The sequence below is a fragment of the Streptomyces sp. NPDC102259 genome (assembly GCF_044766465.1).
Taxonomy (GTDB): Bacteria; Actinomycetota; Actinomycetes; order Streptomycetales; family Streptomycetaceae; genus Streptomyces.
The window spans coordinates 1-1,665 of record NZ_JBIWMA010000067.1; the positions used below are offsets into that span (position 1 = coordinate 1).

The 1,665-nt window shown below is 69.5% G+C and carries 2 protein-coding genes; one reads left to right on the plus strand and one right to left on the minus strand.

The features are described 5' to 3' along the window. The first annotated feature begins 271 nt into the window (after window positions 1-271). Window positions 272-1,066 (plus strand): IS5 family transposase, encoded by a 795-nt coding sequence (locus ACIRPU_RS44370; protein WP_403878953.1) that lies wholly within the window; start codon window positions 272-274, stop codon window positions 1,064-1,066. Here ACIRPU_RS44370 and ACIRPU_RS44375 read toward each other — a convergent pair. Continuing rightward, entirely contained in the window at window positions 1,014-1,565 is a 552-nt protein-coding gene (locus ACIRPU_RS44375; protein WP_403878956.1) for a hypothetical protein, read from the minus strand. The genes ACIRPU_RS44370 and ACIRPU_RS44375 overlap by 53 nt on opposite strands. Window positions 1,566-1,665 lie beyond the last annotated feature (100 nt).

Here is a 1,665-nt window from a genome sequence, read left to right on the forward strand (position 1 = left end):
AGAAGCCGTATCTCAACCGATCTTGGAACGTGTGGATCGAACAGTGTTCCTGGTCGGGTGATCTTCCGGCGATACGCGCATGAAGGCAGGGCCTCCCGGTAGCTCGGGGGTGCGACCCCATTCCGAGCGGTTCCCGGAGGCCCTGTTGTCGTTGTTGTACGCGCCCGAGCCCGTTGACTTCAACTCGTCCGCTGTGTCGTGCGATTGTCTCGCGCATGCGTACGGCAACGCGGCCGATCAGCCCGATCGGGTGCGCCGGTATCCGTCGGACATGACAGACGCAGAGTGGGCGGCCGTCCGGCCGCTGTTGCCGGTGCCGGCCTGGCTTCAGGGGCGGGGCGGACGGCCCGAGGGCTACTATCACCGGCAGCTGCTGGACGCAATCCGTTACCTGGTCGCGGGCGGGATCTCGTGGCGGGCGATGCCCGCGGACTTCCCCGGTTGGGCCCGGGTCTACGCCTTCTTCCGCCGCTGGCGCGAGCACGGGCTGATCGCCGAGTTCCACGACCGGCTGCGCGGGAAGGTCCGTGAGCGCGAGGGTCGCGAGGCCGAGCCCACGGCGGGCATCATCGACGCGCAGTCGGTGCGGGCCGCCGCGACGGTGCCGGCCGCCTCACGCGGCTACGACGGCGGGAAGAAGGTGCCGGGCCGCAAACGGCACATCGTGACCGACACCCTCGGCCTGCTCCTGGTCGTCGCGGTCACGGCTGCGAACATCGGCGACCGGGACGCCGCGGCGGGCCTGCTGCAGAGGCTGCGCCGCCTGCACCGCGACATCATCCTCGTCTGGGCCGACGGCTGCTACACCGGCGGCCTCGTCGGCTGGAGCCGGGACAAGCTCGCTCTGACCTTGGAGATCGTCAAGCGCACCGACGACATGACAGGGTTCGTGGTGCTGCCGAGGCGGTGGGTGGCAGAGCGCACGTTCGCGTGGCTGATGAACTCCCGCCGTCTGGCCCGTGATTACGAGACTCTGCCCGCCTCCAGCGAGGCGATGATCCGGTGGTCGATGGTCACGCGGATGAGCCGGCGTCTGGCACGGCCACGGGCGGCCGGCCGGCACTGAACGCCCCCGACGCCTCCACGAGGAGCCACCCGCGCTCCGCCAGGCGCCGGGCTTTCGAACGCACCCCCTCGACCTTCGCCGGCGTGGTCCCAAGGCCCAGCTCCACCGCGATCTCCTTGGCCCGAAGCGGTCCGTGACCCGTGGACCGCTGCTGTTCCAGGACGCCCAGAATCTTCTGATAGTCCGGTGCCAGAACCATCACCGGCAGCCCTTCTCGCCAGGGCGGCACCGTCGAGCCCGGCACCGGCGCGAGCGAAGGCGCCGTTTCCTCCTCCGCCTCGGTCGTGGTCACGGCAGTGGACTCGGCCGCAGAGACTGCCAGGGCCTCGACCAGCTCCTCCCGCGCGATCACCCGCCGGTCCAGCTCGATCTCCGCGGCCTCCAACACCTCAGCCAACCGCGCGACATCCTCCCGCAAGCCCTCCACCCGCACGCGGGCAGCCGCCTCTCGCTCCTCCAGCATTCCCAACACCGACGCCACCGCGCACCCCTCGACCATGAAGCGGACACAAGACGTCGCGATGCCTCCCTCAACCCGAGCGAAACCATGCCTGACCAGCAGGAATCAAGGGATCACGTTCGGTTGAGATACGGCTTCT